General features: G+C 66.5%; 15 protein-coding genes. 11 read left to right on the forward strand and 4 right to left on the reverse strand.

Features of this window, described 5'->3' with window-relative positions; genetic code table 11:
• Positions 1-42 precede the first annotated feature (42 nt).
• Both EYW49_RS11460 and EYW49_RS11465 read right to left on the reverse strand, forming a co-directional pair.
• The gene (locus EYW49_RS11460; RefSeq protein ID WP_131309710.1) at positions 43-1,641 is read right to left on the reverse strand and encodes an ABC transporter substrate-binding protein; all 1,599 of its coding nucleotides are present in this window, start codon (positions 1,639-1,641) and stop codon (positions 43-45) included.
• 308 nt (positions 1,642-1,949) lie between these two features.
• A complete protein-coding gene (locus EYW49_RS11465; RefSeq protein ID WP_131309711.1) occupies positions 1,950-2,618 on the reverse strand; it encodes a YHS domain-containing (seleno)protein in 669 nt (222 codons plus the stop codon).
• Positions 2,619-2,775: 157 nt separating this feature from the next.
• Here EYW49_RS11465 and EYW49_RS11470 point away from each other — a divergent pair, with 157 nt between their 5' ends.
• The 8 genes from EYW49_RS11470 (at position 2,776) to EYW49_RS11505 (ending at position 11,622) form a co-directional block, all read left to right on the forward strand.
• Complete coding sequence (locus EYW49_RS11470; protein WP_131309712.1) at positions 2,776-3,390, forward strand: DUF1134 domain-containing protein; 615 nt, start codon at positions 2,776-2,778, stop codon at positions 3,388-3,390.
• 93 nt (positions 3,391-3,483) lie between these two features.
• Positions 3,484-4,665: a coiled-coil domain-containing protein gene (locus tag EYW49_RS11475; protein ID WP_131309713.1), complete on the forward strand. Its 1,182-nt coding sequence runs from the start codon at positions 3,484-3,486 to the stop codon at positions 4,663-4,665.
• A 198-nt stretch (positions 4,666-4,863) separates the two neighbouring features.
• The gene (chpT, locus tag EYW49_RS11480; protein WP_131309714.1) at positions 4,864-5,544 is read left to right on the forward strand and encodes a histidine phosphotransferase ChpT; all 681 of its coding nucleotides are present in this window, start codon (positions 4,864-4,866) and stop codon (positions 5,542-5,544) included.
• A 397-nt stretch (positions 5,545-5,941) separates the two neighbouring features.
• Complete coding sequence (locus tag EYW49_RS11485; RefSeq protein WP_131309715.1) at positions 5,942-8,638, forward strand: hybrid sensor histidine kinase/response regulator; 2,697 nt, start codon at positions 5,942-5,944, stop codon at positions 8,636-8,638.
• On the forward strand, positions 8,635-9,102 hold the full coding sequence (locus tag EYW49_RS11490) for a chemotaxis protein CheW (RefSeq protein WP_131309716.1): 468 nt from the start codon (positions 8,635-8,637) through the stop codon (positions 9,100-9,102). The genes EYW49_RS11485 and EYW49_RS11490 overlap by 4 nt, the downstream gene beginning before the upstream one ends.
• Positions 9,103-9,129: 27 nt before the next feature.
• Positions 9,130-9,495, forward strand: a complete 366-nt coding sequence (locus EYW49_RS11495; RefSeq protein WP_131309717.1) for a response regulator — start codon at positions 9,130-9,132, stop codon at positions 9,493-9,495.
• Between the two features lie 13 nt (positions 9,496-9,508).
• The gene (locus tag EYW49_RS11500) at positions 9,509-10,717 is read left to right on the forward strand and encodes a protein-glutamate methylesterase/protein-glutamine glutaminase (protein ID WP_206365450.1); all 1,209 of its coding nucleotides are present in this window, start codon (positions 9,509-9,511) and stop codon (positions 10,715-10,717) included.
• Positions 10,714-11,622, forward strand: coding sequence for a CheR family methyltransferase (locus EYW49_RS11505; protein ID WP_131309718.1), 909 nt, complete (start codon positions 10,714-10,716; stop codon positions 11,620-11,622). Before EYW49_RS11500 ends, EYW49_RS11505 begins: the two co-directional genes overlap by 4 nt.
• Before the next feature lie 201 nt (positions 11,623-11,823).
• Here the strand turns inward: EYW49_RS11505 and ctrA are convergent, their stop codons facing one another.
• On the reverse strand, positions 11,824-12,528 hold the full coding sequence (gene ctrA / locus EYW49_RS11510) for a response regulator transcription factor CtrA (RefSeq protein ID WP_131309719.1): 705 nt from the start codon (positions 12,526-12,528) through the stop codon (positions 11,824-11,826).
• 386 nt (positions 12,529-12,914) lie between these two features.
• On the opposite strand from ctrA, the gene fliI reads away from it, so the two are divergent.
• Both fliI and fliJ read left to right on the forward strand, forming a co-directional pair.
• Positions 12,915-14,228, forward strand: a complete 1,314-nt coding sequence (gene fliI, locus EYW49_RS11515; protein WP_131309774.1) for a flagellar protein export ATPase FliI — start codon at positions 12,915-12,917, stop codon at positions 14,226-14,228.
• Between the two features lie 69 nt (positions 14,229-14,297).
• Positions 14,298-14,711: a flagellar export protein FliJ gene (gene fliJ, locus EYW49_RS11520; protein WP_131309720.1), complete on the forward strand. Its 414-nt coding sequence runs from the start codon at positions 14,298-14,300 to the stop codon at positions 14,709-14,711.
• Positions 14,712-14,840: 129 nt separating this feature from the next.
• Here fliJ and EYW49_RS11525 read toward each other — a convergent pair whose 3' ends face one another.
• Positions 14,841-15,614 (reverse strand): MipA/OmpV family protein, encoded by a 774-nt coding sequence (locus tag EYW49_RS11525; RefSeq protein ID WP_165498217.1) that lies wholly within the window; start codon positions 15,612-15,614, stop codon positions 14,841-14,843.
• 611 nt (positions 15,615-16,225) lie between these two features.
• On the opposite strand from EYW49_RS11525, the gene EYW49_RS11530 reads away from it, so the two are divergent.
• Complete coding sequence (locus EYW49_RS11530; RefSeq protein WP_228259578.1) at positions 16,226-17,410, forward strand: hypothetical protein; 1,185 nt, start codon at positions 16,226-16,228, stop codon at positions 17,408-17,410.
• Positions 17,411-17,433 lie beyond the last annotated feature (23 nt).

Below are 17,433 nucleotides of genomic sequence, written 5' to 3' on the forward strand. Positions count from 1 at the left end.
GTGTCGAAGACACGCCGGGGGTGCGAGCCGAGAGGCGATCGTTCACTTCAACTCGACGCCGTAGAACTCGTGGCGACCGAAGGGCGAGATGCGGTAGTCCACGACGTTCTTGGTGGTCGCCTCGAACACCACCGAATGGGCGATGTTGTAGGACGGCATGTCGTCGTGGGCGATCTGCTGCATCTCTTCGTAGAGCTTGGTGCGGGCCGCCTTGTCGGTGAGCTTCTTGGCCTGGTTCAGGCGGTCGTCGAAGTCCTTGTTGCACCACTTCGACAGGTTCTGGCCACCGGGACGCGCCGCGGCACAGCCGAGCAGGAAGAAGAAGTTGTCCGGATCGCCGTTGTCGCCGGTCCAGCCGAGTTGGCCGGTCATGTGCTCACCCTGCTGCAGGCGCTTGCGATATTCGCCCCACTCGTAGGTGACCAGCTTGGCGTTGATCCCGATCTTGGCGAGGTCGGCCTGCATCATCTCGCCGATGCGCTTGCCGTTCGGGTTGTAGGGACGCTGCTTGGGCATGTACCAGAGGTCGATGTCGAGCGGCGTGGTCACCCCGGCCTTGGCGAGCAATTCCTTGGCCTTGGCGGTGTCGTAAGGATAGTCGACGACCTTGTCGTTGTAGGACCAGATGGTCGGCGGGATCAGGTTCTTGGCGGCCTGGCCGGCGCCCTGGTAGACGTCCTTGAGGATGGCGTCCTTGTCGATCGCCATGGCGAAAGCCTGACGAACTTCCTTCTTGTCGAAGGGCGGCTTCTGGGTGTTGAAGGCCCAGTAGGCGATGTTGAGGCCCGGCTTGTTCAGAAGCACGAGGTCCTTGTCTTCGCCGATCGCCTTGAGGTCGGCCGGGTTCGGGCCGAACATCACCTGGCATTCACCCTTCTTCAGCTTCGCATAACGCGAGGTCGCATCGGCGGTGATGGCATAGACCAGATCGTCGATCTTGGCCTTGCCGCCCCAGTAGTCGGCGAAGGCCTTGTAGCGGATCACCGCGTCCTTCTGATAGGCGACGAAGGAGTACGGGCCGGTGCCGACCGGGATCTGGTCGAACTGCTCGGGCTTGCCGGCCTTCAGCAGGAAGTCGGCGTATTCGGCCGAATGAATGGTGGCGAAGTCCATGGCGAGGTTGGCCAGGATCGGCGCGTTGGGCTCGGAGAGCACCAGCTTGACGGTGAGATCGTCGACCTTCTCCAGGGACTTGATGAGGGTCGGCATCTCCATGTCGGAGTAGTAGTCGTAAGCGCCGCCCGACACCTTGTGGTAGGGGTGGTCGTCCTTCGACTGGCGGTTGAACGAGAACAGCACGTCGTCGGCGGTGAGCGTCCGGGTCGGCTTGAAGCCGTTGACGCCGGTGTGGAACTTCACGCCCTTGCGGAGATGGAAGACGAAGGTCAGGCCGTCGGGCGAGACGTCCCAGGACTCGGCGAGGCCGGGGACGACGTTGGTCGATCCACGCTCGAACTCGACGAGCTGATTGTAGACCGGACGGGCGGCGTCGAGGGACGTACCGGTGGTGTTGAGGGCCGGAGTGAAGTTCTCCGGGCCACCTTCCGAGCAGTACACCAGAGTCTTGGCCTGGAGCGCCGTGGCACCGAGCGCGATCATCGCCAGGAGAGTGGCCGCGCCGGTCGTGAGTGTCCGTTTCATCGAGTTCGCTCCTTGGAAAATCCGGAGTGGGTGAGCCGTGTCGTCAGTGGTGCGGGAGCGAGGTCGCCCTCGCGGAAAATCCTTCCCGAAACCCGCGTCTGCGCGGCACGTCGGATCGGTTCCGCGGCCACGAGGCGCGGGGCTCGCCCGCAAAGCGGCGTTCGGTGAGAACCGATCGGTCGCTTCCTGATCGTCCGATCAAATCGCAACGCCGCCGGATGTGCAACGGGAGAAACGAGGCAATCGACGCTGCGTCGCCCGAGACGTACCGGACGCGCGCCGATGTCGCGGGGGACGGGAGGATCGGGTCACGGCAACTCGGCGGCCAACGCCGGCCAGCGGCCTTCGGCTTCGGCGATCAGACGATCGGGATCGGCCAGGAAGGCGACGCGCGACAGCGGATCGGCGAACAGCAGGAGGCGCCCGTGCCACAGGAGCGGCACCAGGGGCGAGCCTTCGGTCGGGCGGCCCTGCGACACCGCGAAGACGCAGTATCCGGCGAAGCGCGGCGCATAGACCTCGGGCGAATCGCGGAAGGCGGCGAGATTGCCCGGTCCGGTGAAGCGCCAGGTGGTGCCGCCCCAGTCGAGTTCGTTCTCGGGGCGCCCGAGCACCGGCTTGCCTTCGAGAAAATAGGCGACCGGATCGTAGCCGCCGAGCGCCAGCCCGGTGAAGGCGTCGGCCAGCCAGTGGACGCGAGGAATCGGCGCGGGGGCGGCGATCGGGCCGTTGAGCACCGGCGGCGGGGGCGGCGGCGGGCGCGGCTTTTCCACCGGCGGCGGCGGTTCGGCCGGGGCGGCGGGCGGCGGCGGGGGTGCGGCATCGTGTCCGCCGCCCGAGGCCGCGGCGGGGCCGGCGGCGACGAAGAGGGCGAGGACGAGGAGGAGGCCGACGCCGATCGGGCGGGCGGGCGCCCGGTCCTGGTCGCGGTCCCGCTTCCGCCGCGTCTTCGCCCGAATTCCGCTAAACTGGTCCATGTACGATTCGATCCGTCGAAAGGTCGTCGATCGGCCCGGTTCACCGCGGTCGCGGTGCCGGATCCGGCCCCCTGCGGGGGCGCCCGGAGCGGATCAGGTCGGACCGGACGAATCGAAGGGGGCGCTCCCGCCCCCAGCAAGACGGGGAAGCCCTAAGATGCGCAAGTTCGTCGTGACCAAGACCTTCGGGCCGGTGCTCGGCCTGGTGGCCGGCCTGGTGCTGAGCGGCCTCCTCGGGGTGGCGGCGTCGACCCTCGGCGCGGCGCCGGCGGCGGCGCAGAACCGCGGCGGCACCTATTCGACCCAGGAGTTGGTGCGCACCGGCCACCAGTTCTTCGGCACGGTGTCGGGCGGCCTCGCCACGGTGATCGAGCAGGCGGTGTCGCGCTACGGCCAGCCCAACGGCTACATCCTCGGCGAAGAGGGTTCGGGGGCGGTGATCGGCGGCCTGCGCTACGGCGAGGGCCAGATCAACACGCGCGATCGTACCCCCCGCAAGGTGTTCTGGCAGGGCCCGTCGATCGGCTGGGACTTCGGCGGCGAAGGCTCGCGCACGATGATGCTGGTCTACAACCTGCCGAGCGTCGACGCGCTGTTCCAGCGCTTCGGCGGGGTCGACGGGTCGGCCTATTTCATCGGCGGCTTCGGCATGACGGCGCTGGTCGCCGACCGCATCTACGTGGTGCCGGTGCGCTCGGGCGTGGGGCTGCGCCTCGGCGTCAATCTCGGCTATCTGAAGTTCACACCCCAGGCGACCTGGAACCCCTTCTGAGGCCGGCGGCGACATCGAACCGGCGGCGGGCCGTGCGGGCGTCGGCGGAAGATGCTATCGAGGCGGCGTCGGCACCATCGGGAGACGAGCGGCATGGTCATCGAGTGGGCGATGTACTTCGCACTCGGCTTTCTGACGGCCGGGCTGGTGGCCCTGGTGGTGATGTCGGCGCTGTGGCGGCGCGCGGTGCGCCTGACCACGCGACGCGTCGCGACCGCGATTCCCCCGGACGTCACCACCGCCCGCGCCGAACGCGACCTGCAGGCGGCGCGCTTCGCCCGCGACGTGCGGCGCGTCGAACTGGCGCTGTCGGAGGCGCGGCGGCGGGCGGCGGAGGAACGCATCGAGGTCGGTCGCCAGCGCGCCGCCCTCGACCGCATGACGGTCGCCCGCGACGCCGAGATCGCCCGAGTCGGCGAGGGTCTGGCCCGCGAGGCGGGGCTCTCGGCGGAGATCGCCGAACGCGACCGCAGGCTCGCGGCGCGGGCCGCCGAAATCGACGCGGCGGCGGCGCAGATCGCCCTGCTCGAAGAGCGGATCGCCGACGACGCCGAGACCATCGTCCGGCTGGAGACCGCGCTCGACGAGCGGGCGGTGGAAGTGGCGGCGCGCGGCACCGAGATCGAAGCGCTGTCGGTGCGGATCGAGGGCCTGGAGAGCGAGTTGCGCGGCCGCGCCGATCGCATCGACGCGCTGGTCGCCGCGGAAGGCCGGGCGATCACCCTGGCGCAGCAGGAAAAGGATCGCGCCGATCGTCTCGACCGGCGGATCGAGCGGCTGGTCGCCGACGTCGCCGATCGCGAGGAGGTGGCGGATCGCCGCCAGCGCGAGTTGGCGCGCAGCCGCGAGGCGCTGGCCGGGGCCAGCGCCCGGATCGCCGCGCTGACCGGGCGGACCGTCGACGATCGGGCGGTCGCGGCCGGCGACAACCTCAACCGCAGCGTCGAGGCACTCGAAGCCGAGAACCTCGGCCTGCGCACCCGGCTCGCCGCGGCCGAGGCCGAACGCGACCGGCGCGGCCCGGCCGGGCCGTCCGGCCCGCCGGCGCCGATCGATCCGGTGCGCCGGCAGTTGCGCGAGGACATCGCCGATCTCGCCGCGGAAGTGGTGCGGCTCACCGGCGCGGTGGGCGGCGGCGGGGCGACCATCGATCGGCTGCTCGCCGAACCGGAGCGGCCGTCGTCGCCGGGGTCCCCGCCGAGCCTCGCCGAACGCATCCGCCGCCTGCGCGGGACCGGGCCGACGCCCGCCGACGCGCGCTCCGAGCGGGGCTGAGCACGCGTCGCGCCGGGGACGACCCCACCGGCCGGGAAGCCGCGTCCGGCGGGTGGTTTGAATTGTGGCGCCGCGCCCTATAGTCCTTCGAGCGGCCGCTGCCGTCCGATTCGAGTCCCGGGCCGGACGCGCCCGGTCCTCGACCGATCTCGGTGCGAGCCCCGCGTCTTCCGTTCCCCACCCGAGGAGCCATCGTCCATGGCCGACACTTCGGACATCGCCGCTCTCGATCTCGCCGCGCTGATCGCCAGCCGCGTGTGCCACGACATCATCTCGCCGGTCGGAGCGATCAACAACGGCCTCGAAGTTCTCGCCGAAGAGAGCAACGAGGAGATGCGCGAATTCGCCATGGACCTGATCCGCAAGAGCGCGCGGCAGGCGTCCGCCAAGCTGCAGTTCGCGCGGCTGGCCTTCGGGGCGGCCGGCTCGGCCGGCGCGTCGATCGACCTCGGCGACGCCGAGACGGTGGCCAAGGGCTTCATGGCCGGCGAAAAGGCGTCGCTGGAATGGTCGGCGGTCCGCGTGCTGATGCCCAAGAACCTGGTCAAGCTGCTGCTCAACCTGATTCTGGTGGCCGGTCACGCGATTCCGCGCGGCGGGGTGATCCGGGTGGTGGTGACCGGCGCGGCCGAATCGCCGACCTTCACGGTGACCTGCACCGGCTCCAATGCCCGCATCCCGGCCAACGCCGAAGCCTTCCTGAACGGCGAGAGCGCCGATCAATCGCCCGACGCGCACATGATTCAGCCGATCTATGCCGGACTTCTCGCCCGCGCGGCGGGGATGACGATGGCCATCGACAAGGACGGCGACACCGTCGTGTTCACCGCGACGCCGAAGATCGCGGCGGTCGATGCCGCGACGACGCCCGCCGCCTGAGGCCCCGCGGCGGCGCCGACGCCACCCGCGGTGGTGGCAACGTTGCGGGTTCATCGCTGCGGCCGCCGAGACGGGGCCGCGGCCCTGCCTCGACTGTTCGGTTGACATTTCAACAGACATCGATGTGGCCGGCGGTTTCGACGCTGAAGTCGTAAATTCGATCGAATTATTGTGTGGGACTACGTATCCCTTGCCGCGATCGGCGGTGGTCGTCCCGGACACGACTGCCGCACGCCGAAGGACGCACTCCGGCTTCTTGCGCAAATCTTCGCCGCCCCGGGGAAACCGACCGATCTCGGCAATCCTCTCTTAACGCTTTGTCTCGATACTCCCTTCCTGAGATTGGGGTTTTACCCCCGCGACGGTTCCCGTCGCCGATCGCACGCAAGGTGGGGCCATGGACGATCTGCTTCGAGAATTCCTCACGGAAACCAACGAGAGCCTCGACGTCGTCGACGTCGAGCTGGTGAAGTTCGAACAAGATCCGAACAACGAAAAGATCCTCGGCAACATCTTCCGGCTGGTCCACACCATCAAGGGGACCTGCGGGTTCCTCGGTCTGCCTCGCCTGGAAGCCATCGCACATGCCGCCGAAACCCTGATGGGGCGGTTCCGCGACGGCGTGCCGGTGACGGAAGCCGCGGTGACGCTGGTCCTCCAGTCGATCGACCGCATCAAGCAGATCGTCACCGATCTGGAGGCGACCGAGCAGGAGCCCACGGGATCCGACGGGGACCTGATCGGCCAGTTGGAACGGATGTCGGAGGCCGGCAAGGTGCCGGTGGCGATTCCCGAACCGCCCAAACATGCCGAAGGCGAACTGGTCTTCCAGGTTCTGGAGCGCCAGCTGCGGCCGGGCGAGGTTTCGCTCGACGATCTGGAGCGGGCCTTCCGCGAGACCGTGCCGGAGCTGCCGCCGGTCGCCGAGGTCAAGCCGGCCCCGGCCAAGAAGGCCGCCAAGGCGGCGGTCGAGAAGCGCGAGCCCAAGGAAAAAGATCCGGAAGCCGATCCCAAGGCCGGCAGCGTGTCGTCGCAGACGATCCGCGTCGCGGTCGAGACCCTCGAACACCTGATGACCATGGTGTCCGAGCTGGTGCTGACCCGCAATCAGCTCCTGGAGATCGTCCGTCGTCACGAGGACAGCGAATTCAAGGTGCCGCTGCAGCGCCTGTCGAACGTCACCGCCGAGCTGCAGGAAGGCGTCATGAAGACGCGCATGCAGCCGATCGGCAACGCCTGGCAGAAGCTGCCGCGGGTGGTGCGCGACCTGTCGAACGAACTCGGCAAGCACATCGAACTCGAGATGGTCGGTCAGGACACCGAACTCGATCGTCAGGTGCTGGAGCTGATCAAGGATCCGCTCACCCACATGGTGCGCAATTCCGCCGACCACGGGCTCGAGACGCCCGAGGTGCGCAAGGCCGCCGGCAAGCCCGACAAGGGCACGATCAAACTGTCCGCCTATCACGAGGGCGGCCACATCATCATCGAGATCTCCGACGACGGCCGTGGCCTCGATCTCGATCGCATCCGCACCAAGATCGTCGACAACGGACTCGCCACCGAGTTCGAACTCGAGAAGATGACGGAAGCGCAGATCTACAAGTACGTCTTCGCGCCGGGCTTCTCGACGGCGGCGAAGGTGACCAGCGTGTCGGGCCGCGGCGTCGGCATGGACGTGGTCAAGACCAACATCGACGCGATCGGCGGCACCGTCGACCTGCGCTCGGTGCCCGGTCAGGGCACCACCTTCACCATCAAGATCCCGCTGACGCTGGCCATCGTCTCGACGCTGATCGTCGAATCGGCCGGGGATCGCTTCGCCATCCCGCAGCTGTCGGTGGTCGAACTGGTCAGGGCGCAGCAGAACTCCGAGCATCGTATCGAACGCATCCGCGACACGCCGGTCCTGCGCCTGCGCAACAAGCTGTTGCCGCTGGTCCATCTCTCCAAGCTGCTCGGCATCACCACCATCGGTGGCGAGGCCAAGGAGCCGGTGAGCGAGGAGGACGGGTTCATCGTCGTCATGCAGATCGGTCAGCAGACCTTCGGCGTGGTGGTCGACGCGGTGTTCCACACCGAAGAGATCGTCGTGAAGCCGATGTCGACCATGCTGCGCCACATCGGCATGTTCTCGGGCAACACCATCCTCGGTGACGGTTCGGTGATCATGATCATCGACCCGAACGGTATCGCTCAGGCGGTCGGTCCGACCCAGGCGGTGTCGAGCATCGACGAGGCCGAACACGACGAAGATCGGGCCCGCGAAGACACCCAGACGATCTCGCTGCTCCTGTTCCGGGCCGGCGACGACCATCCCAAGGCGGTGCCGCTGTCGCTGGTCACCCGCCTCGAAGAGTTCTCGGTCGACAAGGTCGAGCGCTCCAACGGTCGCGATCTGGTCCAGTACCGTGGCACGTTGATGCCGCTCGTCTACTTCGACGAATACGCCCAGCGCAAGACCGAGGGCGGTCTGCCGATGCTGGTGTTCTCCGACGCCGGCCGTTCGATGGGCCTGGTGGTCGACGAGATCATCGACATCGTCGAAGACCGGCTGGAGATCGAGGTCGGGTCGGAACGTCCCGGCGTGCTCGGCTCGGCGGTGGTCAAGGGCAAGGCGACCGAGGTCGTCGACATCGGCCACTTCCTGCCCCAGGCCTTCGAGGACTGGTTCCGGCGCAAGGAGATCTCGGCGGAGGCGCTCACCCGCACCCTGCTGTTCGTCGACGATGCGCCGTTCTTCCGCAACATGCTCGGTCCGGTGCTGAAGGCCGCGGGCTACCGCGTCACCGTCTGCGCTTCGGCCGGTGAGGCGCTCGAGATGCTCGAGAACGGCCGTCGCTTCGACGTGATCGTGTCCGACATCGAGATGCCGGAGATGAACGGCTTCGAGTTCGCCGAGAACGTCAAGCGGCACCCGCGTCTCCGGTCGATCCCGATCCTGGCGCTGTCGTCGATCTGCACGCCCGCCTCGATCGAACGCGGCCGGCAGTCCGGCTTCGACGACTACATCGCCAAGTTCGATCGGCCCGGCCTGATCGCCGCGCTGAAGGAAGTCACCACCTCCACCATGGAATACGGAGTCGCGGCATGACCGACGAAGTCAACGGGCTCAACGAGAGCATCCAATACGTGACGGTGGTGATCGGCGGGCAGCTGTTCGGGCTGCCGATCTCCCGGGTCCACGACGTGTTCGTCCCCGAGTCGATCACCCGGGTACCGCTGTCGCGGCCGGAGATCGCCGGGGTGCTCAATCTGCGCGGCCGCATCGTCACCTCGATCGACATGCGTCGGCGTCTGCATCTGCCGGCGCGCAGCGACGGCGGCACGGCGATGGCGGTCGGCATCGAGCACAAGGGCGAGTCCTACGGCCTGCTGATCGACAACGTCGGGGAAGTCCTCGACCTGCCGTCGAGCGGCCGAGAACCCAATCCGGTCAACCTCGACCCGCGTTGGGCCGCGATCTCCGGCGGCGTGCATCGCCTCAACGGCCAGCTGATGGTCATCCTCGACGTCGATCGTGTCCTCGGTGGCATGTCCGAAGCGATCGCCGCCTGATCCGCCTGCGCTCTGGAGTGGTATGCCATGAAGAACTGTCTGGTCGTCGACGACTCCAGCGTCATCCGAAAGGTGGCGCGACGGATTCTCGAAGATCTCGCCTTCGAGACTTCGGAAGCCGAGGACGGGATGAAGGCCCTCGACATGTGCCGCAAGGAGATGCCGAGCGCCATTCTCCTCGACTGGAACATGCCGGTGATGGACGGCCTGGAGTTCCTGGCGCAGCTCCGGCGCGAGCCGGGCGGTGAAAAGCCCAAGGTGGTGTTCTGCACCACCGAGAACGACGTCGCCCACATCGCCAAGGCGATGCGCGCCGGCGCCGACGAATACATCATGAAGCCCTTCGACCGCGAGATCGTAGAAGCGAAGTTCGCCGAAGTCGGCCTGATCTGACGGAGGGGACCTCATGGCTTATGGTGCCAATGCCGCGCAGGAGCGGCCACAGAAAACCGTGTCCGATCCGGTCCGGGTGATGGTCGTCGACGACTCGGTCGTCGTGCGCGGCCTGATCGGTCGGTGGCTCGACGAAGACCCGGGCCTGACGGTGGTCGCCAGCCACCGCAACGGCAAGCTCGCCGTCGACGATCTCCTCAAGTCCAATCCGGACGTGGTCGTGCTCGACGTCGAGATGCCGGAGATGGACGGCCTCACCGCCCTGCCGCTGCTGCTCAAGCAGAAGCCCGGCCTGGTCGTGGTGATGGCCTCGACGCTCACTCGTCGCAACGCCGAAGTCAGCCTGAAGTGTCTCGCGCTGGGCGCGGCCGACTACGTGCCGAAGCCGGAATCGAACAGCGGCGTGACCACCTCGGTCGACTTCCGCAACGAGGTCATCCAGAAGGTCCGCACCCTCGGCCAACGGGCCCAGGCGCGGGCCGGCCGCTCGTCGGCGCCCGCCGCCCGCCCGGCCGCACCTGGCCCGTCGAGCGCGCCCGGATCGGCGGCGCCCGCCGCTCCCGCCCGCAGCTTCGCACCGTCGCAGCCGCGCGTCGCCGCGCCGGCCGCCCCGGTCAGCCTGCGATCCTATTCGTCGGTGCAGCCGCGTCTCCTGCTGATCGGCTCGTCGACCGGCGGGCCGCAGGCCCTGACCAAGCTGTTCGGTGAGATCGGCTCGGCGATCACCAACGTTCCGGTGCTGGTCACCCAGCACATGCCGCCGACCTTCACGGCGATTCTGGCCGAACACATCACCAAGGCCTCGGGCCGCCGCGCCGCCGAAGGCGTGCACGGCGAACCCTTGATGCCGGGCCGGATCTACGTGGCGCCGGGCGGCAAGCACATGACGATCGGCAAGCAGGGCTCCGAGACGGTGGTCCTGCTCAACGACCTGCCGCCGGTGAACTTCTGCAAGCCGGCGGTCGATCCGCTGTTCGAAAGCGCCATTCCGCTGTTCGGCGGGGCGATCCTCGCCTGTGTCCTCACCGGCATGGGCCACGACGGCGCGGCCGGGTCGACCAAGATCGCCAACGCCGGCGGATCGGTGATCGCCCAGGACGAAGAGTCGAGCGTGGTGTGGGGCATGCCCGGTGCGGTCGTTCAGGCCGGGGCTGCGGCCGAAATCCTTCCGCTCGACCAGATCGGCGGCAAGATCATCCGGATCCTGGGGGGACGTCGATGACGCCGTTCGAGTACGACTATCTCCGCGGCTTCCTCAAGCAGCGTTCCGGCCTGGTTCTGTCGAACGAAAAGCAGTATCTAATCGAGAGCCGCCTGTTGCCGGTCGCCCGCAAGGCCAGCCTGCCGTCGATCTCGGCGCTGGTCGCCAAGATGAAGGAACCGGGCGCGGGCGTGCTGTGCGATGCGGTGGTCGAGGCGATGACCACCAACGAGTCGTTCTTCTTCCGCGACAAGGTGCCCTTCGAACACTTCACCAACACGATGCTGCCGGCGATGCTCGACGCGCGCGCCCGCGATCGGCGTCTGCGGATCTGGTGCGCCGCCGCCTCGACGGGGCAGGAGCCCTATTCGCTGGCGATGTGCCTGAAGGAAGCCGAAGCGCGGCTCGCCGGCTGGCGGATCGAGATCATCGGCACGGATCTGTCCAACGAAGTGCTGGAGAAGGCCCGGGCCGGCGTCTATTCGCAGTTCGAGGTCCAGCGCGGGCTGCCGATCAACCATCTGCTCAAGCATTTCGTCCAGAACGGCGACACCTGGCAGATCTCGTCGACGCTGCGCGGGATGGTCCAGTACCGCAAGCTGAACCTGCTCGAGAACTTCTCCTCGCTCGGCCAGTTCGACATCGTGTTCTGCCGCAACGTGCTGATCTATTTCGACAACCAGACCAAGATCGACATCCTCGGGCGGATCGCCAAGATGCTCCCGGCCGACGGTTTCCTGGTGCTCGGAGCGGCCGAGACGGTGGTCGGGCTGACCGACGCCTTCAAGCCGATGACCGACAAGCGCGGCCTCTACCAGACCGCCGCCGCGGGTGCCGCGCCCTCGACGCAGCGCTACGGCACCACCGGTGCGGCGACGCCGGCGCCCGCGCCCACGCCCTATACGCGGTTGGCGACGGTGCGCTGAACCGAGCCTTCGTGACCACCTCGAAACGGGCATCGGAGCGATCCGGTGCCCGTTTCGCCGTGTGGCGACGTGGCGGGGCGGTCGTGCACGACCCGTCTGGCGATCGCCTGGGGCAAACGACGAACCCCGCCTCGGAGTGCGAGGCGGGGCGAAAGAGGCGCGGACGAGGCTTGCGCGGGGGCGAGGTCGCGCGGGAAGGTCTCAGGCGATGTCGGCGTATATGTCGGCTTCGTCGGGCTCGCGCAGCACGTAGCCGCGGCCCCAGACCGTCTCGATGTAGTTCTTGCCGCCGGTCGCCGAGGCGAGCTTCTTGCGCAGCTTGCAGATGAACACGTCGATGATCTTGAGTTCCGGCTCGTCCATACCGCCGTAGAGATGATTGAGGAACATCTCCTTGGTCAGGGTGGTGCCCTTGCGCAGGCTGAGCAGCTCGATCATCTGATATTCTTTGCCGGTCAGATGGACGCGCTGGGCGTTCACTTCGACGGTCTTGGTGTCGAGATTGACCACCAGGTCGCCGGTGGTGATGACCGACTGGGCATGACCCTTGGAGCGACGGACGATGGCATGGATGCGGGCGACCAACTCGTCCTTGTGGAAGGGCTTGGTCATGTAGTCGTCGGCGCCGAACCCGAGGCCGCGGACCTTGTCTTCGATGCCGGCGAGACCGGAGAGGATCAGGATCGGGGTCTTGACCTTGGAGACGCGCAGGGTGCGCAGCACCTCGTAGCCCGACATGTCGGGCAAGTTCAGATCCAACAGGATGATGTCGTAATCGTAGAGCTTGCCGAGGTCGATTCCCTCTTCGCCGAGATCCGTCGTGTAGACGTTGAAGTTCTCGGACTTGAGCATCAACTCGATGCTCTGCGCGGTGGCGCTGTCGTCTTCGATGAGCAGTACGCGCATGCCAATCCCCTTTGTCGCCTCACCCGGGCTTGGCGCATCGGCCCTCGCCGGCCGTTGCGAACGATACCCCATCAACCCCGACTCGGAAGCCTACCGGACAATGGTTAACAGAATCTGATTCGCGTGGGCAAGCCTCGCTTCGAGTCCGAGCGACGAAACTTGTCAGAAGGCTGAAACAAAAGAAGAATCTGAGGAATCCGGCGTTGAGAAATCACTTTAAGAAGTGCCCTCAACCGACTCTTCGGAATCGTCTCTCGACGGTCGTCCGGCCAGCTTCGCGTGCGACCCCACATCGCCCGCTCGTTCATATTGTTTGACGAAGGACGTTAACAACGAGTTACTGAGCGGACTCTCTGGGTGTGGATTCCGGAAACCGATTCGACATGATGGATTCCCTGGTTCGTGAGATCGCCGACCTCCCCGCCACCACCACCTTCGGGCGGGTCGTCGCGGTGCGCGGCCTGATGATCGAAGTCTCCGGGCCGGTTCACGAAATGAGCGTCGGGTCGCGGCTGGCGATCGAGGCGCCGTCGGGCCGGACGGTGCCGGCCGAGGTGGTCGGATTCCACGGCGGCCGCGCCCTGTGCCTGCCGTTCGGCGCGCTCGAAGGGGTGCGGCTCGGCTGCCGCGCGCTGGTCGCCGGTGCCGACGGCTCGGTCCGGCCGTGCGAGGGCTGGCTCGGCCGGGTGGTCAATGCGCTGGGCGAACCGCTCGACGGCAAGGGGCCGCTGCCCCAGGGCCCGGTCCTGCGGCATTTGCGCGCATCGCCGCCACCGGCCGGCGAACGCAATCGGGTCGGCGGACCGATCGATCTCGGGGTCCGGGCGCTCAACACCTTCGTCACCTGCTGCCGCGGCCAGCGCATGGGCATCTTCGCCGGCTCGGGCGTCGGCAAGTCGGTGCTGCTGTCGATGCTCGCCCGCTACACCGCGGCGGACGTGGCGGTGATCGGACTGGTCGGCGAACGCGGCCGCGAGGTCCAGGAATTCATCGAGGACGATCTCGGTGCCGAAGGTCTGGCGCGTTCGGTGGTGGTGGTGTCGACCTCCGACGAACCGGCGCTGATGCGTCGTCAGGCGGCGCATCTGACCCTGGCGATCGCCGAATATTTCCGCGACACCGGCGGCGACGTGCTGTGTCTGATGGACTCGGTCACCCGCTTCGCCATGGCGCAGCGCGAGATCGGTCTGGCGGCCGGCGAGCCGCCGACTTCCAAGGGCTATACGCCGACGGTGTTCACCGAATTGCCGCGGCTCCTGGAGCGGGCGGGGCCGGGGATCGGCACGGCCGGCTCGATCACCGGTATCTTCACGGTGCTGGTGGAGGGCGACAACCACAACGAACCGGTCGCCGACGCGGTGCGCGGCATCCTCGACGGCCACATCGTGATGGAGCGCCAGATCGCCGAGCGCGGCCGCTATCCGGCGATCAACGTGCTGAAGTCGGTGTCGCGGACCATGCCGCGGGCGGTGCCGGAGGAGCGGCGCGAGAGCCTGATGGAGGCCAAGCGGCTGATGGCCACCTATGCCGACATGGAGGAGTTGATCCGGCTCGGCGCCTATCGGCCGGGGTCGAGCGCCGAGGTCGACGAGGCGATCCGGCTCAATCCGGCCTTCGAGACATTTTTGAGACAGGGCAAGGAAGAATCGACGTCGCTGCCGGCGGGATACGACCGTCTCGCGGCGATCCTGGCTTCATGACGGAAAAGACTCACTTTTTGGCAAGGGGTGTCGGCTAGGATGACCTTCGATCACGGGGAGTAGCCGGTCATGAAGTCGCGCGACAGTCTCATTCGTCTGAAGCGGTTCCAGGTCGACGAGAAGCGTCGGCAAGTGTCACAGATCGAGTTGATGATCGCGGATTTCACGCGGATGATCGGCGATCTCAACGATCAGATCGTCGGCGAGCAGAACCGCGTCGGCATCCACGACATCGCCCATTTCGCCTATCCGACCTTCGCCAAGGCGGCGATCCAGCGGCGCGAGAACCTCAAGGTGTCGATCCACGACCTCGAGGAGAAGCTCTCGACCGCCCGCGACGAGCTGTCGCTCGCCGTCGAGGAGCTGAAGAAGATCGAGTTGATCGAGGAGCGCGACCAGCACCGCGAGCGCAACGAGCGCGACGCCGCCGAGCAGGACGTCCTCGACGAGTTGGCCGGCCGCCGCCACGCCTACGGCCACTGAGGTGCGGTCCGCCCGGGCTCTCCCCCGCCCGCGCGACGATCGACCCATCCCGAACCCATTCGAAGGCCGCCCAACGGGCGGCCTTTCGTCGTCTCTGGGGCCTGCGAGGGCCGCGGATCTTCGCCGCGGTCAGTGCCAGCCGACGCCGAAGCGCCAGGCGACGCCGAGGCCGACGGTGAACTGGTCGCGGGCGCCGTCGGCGCGGACGATCGGCGAGGTCGCGGCATCGTCGGCGAGGCGGGTCCAGCCGGCGTCGGCGCGGACCACCCAGCGCGGGTCGATCTCCCAGGACGCGGCGGTGGCGAGACCGGCACCGCGCACACCCCCGCCCGGACGATGGGTCGCGAGCCCGGTGCGGGCGCTCTCGGCGGCGGTGACGCCGAAATAGGTGTTCATGTAGGCGGCCGAGGCGAGGGACAGCCGCGGGCCGGCGGAGAGCGTCACGTGCTCGAACGGATGCACGATGCCGTCGAGGCCGAGATCGACGATCTGGCCGGTGTGGCCGCCGAAGCCCTGGCGGACCTCGACCGAGGCGCGGAACCAGGTGTCGGTGTAGTCGGCGGCGAGGCCGAGCTCCCAGGCGGCATCGACCTTGTCGAGGCCCCAGAGGCGATCGTGGACATCGAACTTGCGTTCGCCGACATGGCGGAAGGCCGGGCGGATGCCGAAGCCGGTGTCGGTCGTCGGCTGGCCGGTGAAGGGCGAGCGCAGGAAGCGGAAGCCGACGATCGGCATCGGCGACAGGACGTAGGACTTCGAGCCGTCCCACTCGGGGGCGAGGCGGGCGCCGCCGCCGAGCGTGACGATCGCGTCGTCGCCGGGCCCGGGCAGCGGCGCCCCGCCGGCGAAGGCCGCGAGGGTCGTGGCCGGCAGAGCGGCGAGGAGGACGAGGGTGAGGCGCATGGCGTTCCCGGGCGTGAGAGGGCTCGCGGACGGGGGTCCGAGAGGAAGCGTCGATGATGACCCCGCCATGGTTACCGGATCGTCGACGAGATTGCGCGGCGGTTCGGCAACGGTGGGGGGAAATCGCGGGGAGGGCGCACGGGGCGGGTGACGCGTCAGGGGGAACCTCTCGGCCATGCCTCGGCGGCGGCGCGGCGAAGGTCTGCCCCTGCTGCGACGACGTCCGTAGGGAACATCCCAAGGTCTACGGCCAGCGAGTCGCACTGGTTCGCCCGATCGCCCCGCCCCTGATGCAACTCGCTGTGCTCGATGCACCCTAAGATGCCATTCGTCCGACAAGGGCGCGCGACTGGCGGTTCCAACATCCAGCCGGCGCGTAGGACTCTGGGATACCGGTAGCTCTTGTCCATTAGGTGAAAGCCGATCCGGCCCGTCGGTATCGACTATTGCCAAATCAACCTGCGCTGGTAGTGTCGCGCTGGGGTGGCCAAATGGCAATTAGAAACCTTCCGCTTAGCTCGCTCGAGGTCAATCGTGCTAATGACCGGCACGGTGAACTCGAAAATGAGACGGCTGCTATCGCTTGGCTCTTCAAAGAGCGCGAGCAGCACATGCGCAATCTCGCAAAGGACATCGTTGATCGCGGCGAGATTTATGAGTTTCCGCTCGTCTCGCCGAACAAGGAAAAGTTCATCGTATTTGACGGGAATCGGCGAGTTACTTGTTTGAAATTGCTTGATGATCCTCGCCGGGCGCCGACCGTTGAGCTTCAACTTTTCTTTCGCGAGCAGCGTGCGCGTTGGAACGGCCCGTTTCCAATTCACTTCCAATGTCAGGTGGAAACCGATCGGGATCGAGTCGACGAGATACTCTATCGCCGACATACAGGCACGCAGAACGGCGTTGGCCAGAGTACGTGGGACGACCGAATGAAGTCGACCTTCGAGGCTCGTACAGGCAAGGGCAATGGTCCTAGTGTCGCTGATGAGATAGAGAAGCGCTTGGCTGACGCGCACCTATTACCCTCACGCCGCAAGATCCCCCGCTCGACGCTCAACCGCCTGCTTTCAGCTGAACCGTTTAGGAACCGGGTTGGCATTAGCATGAAGGGCGGCCGATTTGAGTACACACATGACGAGACGGCTACTCTTGGCGCGTTGGCCAGGATCGCGCACGACCTCTCAAGCCGCGAAGTCGTGCTTGGTGACATCTGGGATGTAGACGGGAAAGTGGGCTACCTGGACAAACTCGAGGGTGAAGGCATCCTTCCAGCCGCAAGTCATGAGGTTGCCAAGGATGGGAGAGCAGTTGTAACGTCAAAACCATTAAGGGTTAGGCCGACCGCGAAGGCAACTCCGACAATCCGTACGACTCTAATCCCGCCAAAGAATTTTGGACTAACGTGGCCCGGACGACTTCAGAGGCATCACCAGATTTGGGAGGAACTTCAGTTTCATCTTGATCTTCGGAAGCGCCCCAATGCAGTTTCGGTGCTGCTCCGCGTTTTGATCGAACTTGCTCTAGAAAATTACATCAGGGAGGCGGGTGTACTAGTTCACGAAAATGACAAGCTCGCTACCCGGCTGGAGAAAGCAGGCCAGCACCTCCATGCAGCTAATAAGATCGATGGAAAGCAGATGGAGGTGATCCGTAAATTCAAGCAGGGCGACAAACTTGTTTCGGCTGATACGCTAAACAAGTATATCCATTCACCAAATTTTGCACCATCTCCGGAGCATCTCACGTCAATGTGGGATAGTCTAGCTGATGTGATCGTTCTTTTTCTTAATTCTTAGATTGAAATTTTCAAAAATTTAGC

The organism is Siculibacillus lacustris (genome assembly GCF_004328075.1).
Taxonomy (GTDB): Bacteria; Pseudomonadota; Alphaproteobacteria; order Rhizobiales; family Ancalomicrobiaceae; genus Siculibacillus; species Siculibacillus lacustris.

Excerpts from the sequence above, each read along its gene's own strand:
- EYW49_RS11460 (WP_131309710.1), bottom strand. The coding sequence starts at position 1,641 with ATGAAACGGACACTCACGACCGGCGCGGCCACTCTCCTGGCGATGATC.
- EYW49_RS11465 (WP_131309711.1), bottom strand. The coding sequence starts at position 2,618 with ATGGACCAGTTTAGCGGAATTCGGGCGAAGACGCGGCGGAAGCGGGAC.
- EYW49_RS11470 (WP_131309712.1), top strand. The coding sequence starts at position 2,776 with ATGCGCAAGTTCGTCGTGACCAAGACCTTCGGGCCGGTGCTCGGCCTG.
- EYW49_RS11475 (WP_131309713.1), top strand. The coding sequence starts at position 3,484 with ATGGTCATCGAGTGGGCGATGTACTTCGCACTCGGCTTTCTGACGGCC.
- chpT (WP_131309714.1), top strand. The coding sequence starts at position 4,864 with ATGGCCGACACTTCGGACATCGCCGCTCTCGATCTCGCCGCGCTGATC.
- EYW49_RS11485 (WP_131309715.1), top strand. The coding sequence starts at position 5,942 with ATGGACGATCTGCTTCGAGAATTCCTCACGGAAACCAACGAGAGCCTC.
- EYW49_RS11490 (WP_131309716.1), top strand. The coding sequence starts at position 8,635 with ATGACCGACGAAGTCAACGGGCTCAACGAGAGCATCCAATACGTGACG.
- EYW49_RS11495 (WP_131309717.1), top strand. The coding sequence starts at position 9,130 with ATGAAGAACTGTCTGGTCGTCGACGACTCCAGCGTCATCCGAAAGGTG.
- EYW49_RS11500 (WP_206365450.1), top strand. The coding sequence starts at position 9,509 with ATGGCTTATGGTGCCAATGCCGCGCAGGAGCGGCCACAGAAAACCGTG.
- EYW49_RS11505 (WP_131309718.1), top strand. The coding sequence starts at position 10,714 with ATGACGCCGTTCGAGTACGACTATCTCCGCGGCTTCCTCAAGCAGCGT.
- ctrA (WP_131309719.1), bottom strand. The coding sequence starts at position 12,528 with ATGCGCGTACTGCTCATCGAAGACGACAGCGCCACCGCGCAGAGCATC.
- fliI (WP_131309774.1), top strand. The coding sequence starts at position 12,915 with ATGGATTCCCTGGTTCGTGAGATCGCCGACCTCCCCGCCACCACCACC.
- fliJ (WP_131309720.1), top strand. The coding sequence starts at position 14,298 with ATGAAGTCGCGCGACAGTCTCATTCGTCTGAAGCGGTTCCAGGTCGAC.
- EYW49_RS11525 (WP_165498217.1), bottom strand. The coding sequence starts at position 15,614 with ATGCGCCTCACCCTCGTCCTCCTCGCCGCTCTGCCGGCCACGACCCTC.
- EYW49_RS11530 (WP_228259578.1), top strand. The coding sequence starts at position 16,226 with ATGCGCAATCTCGCAAAGGACATCGTTGATCGCGGCGAGATTTATGAG.